2 protein-coding genes are annotated in these 3478 nt (G+C 38.4%); both read right to left on the reverse strand.

What is annotated here, in order from left to right; genetic code table 11:
* Positions 1-897 (reverse strand): heparinase II/III family protein (locus ACT8YW_RS22505; RefSeq protein WP_444107206.1); only part of this gene is annotated, 897 nt, incomplete at its 3' end.
* A gap of 240 nt (positions 898-1137) precedes the next feature.
* Positions 1138-3405 carry a glycosyl hydrolase family 95 catalytic domain-containing protein gene (locus ACT8YW_RS22510; protein ID WP_444107207.1) on the reverse strand — a complete coding sequence of 756 codons (2268 nt, stop codon included), beginning with the start codon at positions 3403-3405 and terminating at the stop codon, positions 1138-1140.
* Positions 3406-3478: the final 73 nt, after the last annotated feature.

Below are 3478 nucleotides of genomic sequence, written 5' to 3' on the forward strand. Positions count from 1 at the left end.
TGCATACTTAAATTCTGGCATTAATATACCAGCAGTGGCTACGGCTTGATATTGAGAAATCAAGATATTGCCGCTTTGATAATAATTCAATCGAATACACTCTACCTCTTTTTCAAACGCAACCAGGAAAGTTGAAAGCCATTCTGGTGTGAAATTTGTAGAATGAATGAAATAAGGCATGATGTCTACTTGAGAGAGGACTCTTTCTGCTACCTGCAAGCCTTTCCATTGATAGTCTACATCATTTTCTGAACCACCTGCCGGCGGAAATACTGTTCCGGGAGTGTATGGGAATGTTTCTATCCAGCTGCCATACGCTTCAATCCATGATTGAATGTATTTCTCATCTTTACTAATACGGTATGCTTTTGCTTGAGGAAGCATCCATTGATGACGATGAAGCTGGTATCTGAACTCTTGCTCTTTCTTCTGCTTGTCTTCGTTGGCACTCCAATCTATTTTTTTTGCAGATGCATCGTAGAAAGAATAATATGTTTCTAATTTGGTTGCTTCATCTACACTTTCGGCGAATCCTTTTACATAGAAACGATGCTCAAGCGCTTGATCGGCAATTCGCTGATCTTTTTCAGAAATAGTGGGGTTAATCAAGTTGACGCTAGGGTTATTTACGTCCACTCTTGTTCTATAATACTCTAGTAATTCGTTAGCTGCATAATAGTATTCTCCGCTTTCATAGAATTTTTTCACTTTCTCTAATCCTGGGTAATCGAGGTTAATGATCTCAAATAACTTTGAGTCGACTACTTCATTCGGTTTATTTTCAGGAAGTATTTCTACTCCTGGACTAACTTCACCAGTTAATAAGTCATCATCATCATCTACGCATCCGGTAAAAGCAACGGTTGCGAACATACAAATAAAGAAGATGTTCTTCATACTTTATTAGGTTTTAATTATTAAAAGTTTTATTTTACTGTTTGCAAATATAGCTTGATTATTTATTGCAAGCGATTCGTCTTGTTCAAGCTTTGTTCAAAAATGATTTTTTGATATTAATCTTGTTGAATCATATATTATTTTTGTCTAATAATGGGGATTTTACTCTATGATATAGACTATTAGATATCATAATGCCATCCTTTTCAGACATAGTTTAATGCTGTATTTTGGATAATTTTAGGTGTTAGATTGGACAATTTTCAGCCCAAAGCAATTTTTGGATGATTTCATAATTGGGGAAATAACAAAATTTTGTGGCACTCCTTGTGGGTAAATTAAGACTTCTTCTCCTTTCTTTAAATCGATTTGATAGGTGTTATCGGATGAGCTCACAGTAAAGGTCCGTTCTCCCTTGAAAATAGGATTAGGCATATCTGTTGTTATTATGCAAGGTTCACCTGCTAAACTTTTTATATGAATAAACTGCGTCTTCCCATCTTTCCGGCTGGCAGATACCTTAAAAGCTCCTTCTGTACGTAAGCCACAATATGCAACATCCTGCCATGTATCGGGAACTGCTGGGAAAATACGAATCTTGCCACCCCAACTTTGTAAAAGCATATCATGGATGCACTGCGCACCGGACAGAGGTGTTTCGATAACGGGACCGCTTTCTTTATACATGGTGGTAGGGCTAAGGTATTTACCAAATAGTTTATTTAGATATGTAAGTGCATCGTTTCCTTTACCGATAGCAGAGGATATGGAGGATGCGCCTGTACATGAATAGCCGAGCAGGGCTTTAGGTTTACTTTGCCAGAAAGCTAATGATTTCTCTATAGTTTCGATGTCGTTCGGTTGTTCTTTATTGATAAGGTATAGAGGGTAGATAGCGAGCAAATGGGAATAGTGTCTATGAGAAAAGGCATACGGCATATCTTTTCCGATAAGTAACCCGTTCTCATCCATAGGATATGGAGTGAGGTTAAGGAGAACATTTTTCCATGTATCAATTAGCGGATCCTGGATCTTTAATCTATGTGCCGATTCTACTAATGTCTGGCATCCCCAGCGGAGTAATGCAAGATCAAAATTGCAGTCTTCAACGACGTCATATTCGGGTGAATAAGTTGTAGGAAGATGCAATTTTCCGTCACTTCCTTGTTTTAAGAAATGCAGATAATAGTTGATTGACTCTTTTAGTAGTGGAAATAATTTGTGTCTTAACACGTTGTCGTCCATCTTGTGGCGATAAATAAGCCAGAGATTATGACAAGCCCAAGGGAGTAATCCTACTTGTGCCTTGCCTTTTCCCGGAATTCCAACTTCACTTGTCATACATTCAAGATTGGAGGCGACTCCGATACCTAATGAGTTATGGCGATACGGAGCAGGGATGTTAAGGCGTAATTGATCCACATGATTATAAAGAGCATTTTCCAGTGAAGCTGCTAAGTCCAGATGATCGGAGGCGTTCAGAGCCCAATATGTGAGTTGCACATTCAGATTCCACCAGGCATTTGGCCATGGTGTTTCTGTAAGCCATGGACCTGTATTATCTATTAAAGCACGGTCACCACGAGTAGCAGAAGCCAGTTTATACATTTGAATCCAGTAGAAATTTTCTTTTTGTGCCTCAGGCAGTGTGATGAAGCTGGTTGGATAGTAGGCATTCCACCATTTCCGATGCGTGCATTGCAGTGAATCATATCCTTTATGTATGGCATTCTGAATTTCTGTTTTGCATATTTCACTGGAATTGTTTTGAGGATATGTATGGGTAAGGTTTATCCATAGAGTCCGTTCTTTTTTAGATTGTTGAGTCTCTTGCCAGCCTACTGTTGTCTGACCTCCTGCTAATAACTTCTGAACGGATAAACTAATATTTCCATTTCGACTGATTGTTGGTGCAGGGTTGAGCTCATAATCTTGAGGTATTTTATTAGTTTGTCCTCGTCTCTTAAAAATGAGATAACGCGGGCTATTAGCTTCAGCAGCTACCCATTCCCATTTAAAATCATTTTCATCTCCTTCGGTAGTTGCTTTCACTACGATAATCATGTCATCAGCATGAACAATCGTCTTTAAATGAATGACTCCTTTGGTCGTTGTTATATCTGTTGATGCTTCGGCATTCCAAAGATCAAGGCGCATTTGCCCACTGATAATTTCTCCTTTAGGGTGTAATGCGAAATGTCCGGTGAGCAGCCTGGGGATTCCAAAAACATCTCTTTTGGCACGGTGATCGTGTACATCACAGTTTCCTGTTTCTAAGCGTATGTAGTTTTTCCCGGGTTCTTTATAGATCATTAATCCTAGTTTCCCATTACCTAAAAAGGCTGAATCATACCAATATTCAGGCAACTTTTCCCATATCATATCTTGTTGACTCATAAATTGGGGCCAGTCAATATCTTGTTTTATAATTGTCGGGTGAGCATTCACAAAAAGAATGCTGGTCAATGATAAAAGTAGGTAGGAGTACAATTTGTTTAAAGAATTCATAGTATACTTTTTTTGTTTTTTAATTATTAATGCGAATCAGCAGTTGACAATCTTCTACCTTTTCGCTTGTTAA

It is taken from the genome of Bacteroides sp. (genome assembly GCF_052357945.1).
Lineage (GTDB): Bacteria > Bacteroidota > Bacteroidia > Bacteroidales > Bacteroidaceae > Bacteroides.